This is a genomic window from Psychrobacter sp. 1Y4, from assembly GCF_051847555.1.
On sequence record NZ_JBPYDE010000845.1, the window covers coordinates 1 to 594 of the forward strand.

General features: G+C 38.6%; 1 protein-coding gene. It reads right to left on the reverse strand.

Annotated elements, in window-relative coordinates; all coding sequences use genetic code 11:
- Nucleotides 1-122 (reverse strand): carbon storage regulator CsrA (gene csrA / locus ACS8FC_RS19190; RefSeq protein WP_439297962.1); only part of this gene is annotated, 122 nt, incomplete at its 3' end.
- Nucleotides 123-594 lie beyond the last annotated feature (472 nt).

Sequence of the window (594 nt, forward strand, 5' to 3'; positions counted from 1 at the left end):
GCAATATCTTTAGGTGCATTCACACCGATACGTACTTGATTGCCTTTGACGCCCAAAACCGTCACACTGACTTCATCGCCAATCATTAGCGTTTCGCCCACGCGGCGTGTCAAAATTAACATGCGTCACACTCCTTATGTCGCATCAACAAATTATTACTCATCAGATTACTTCTCAATTGCAGAACATCACCGCAGCACTAAACATGTCATGTATCAATTATTACGATGCTTGACGTTGTGCCAATAGCGGCAATGATAGGTAGATTCATTTAGCCCAAATGAAAGCCCCATTATAGGTGGCATAACAGATACTGTCACGGTTTTTTCACAAAACTGTTAGGTAAATGCTCATTTCAACTATGCTAAAAAATAAAAATAGGACCTAAAAAGATCCTATTTTATTTAAGTACTGTTTTTATTTGGAGGCTATTTTATTTAAACGCTATTTATTTACATACGATGTAGAGTCATTCATAGCGGTTAATAGATAACCATCAATGCTAAAGCTGTATTTTAACAGTTTTTTGGCCTCATAGCCCAGCGATTTTGCTCTCGCCGTCTTCACGGTCAAGACCAAAGGCAGTATGCAATG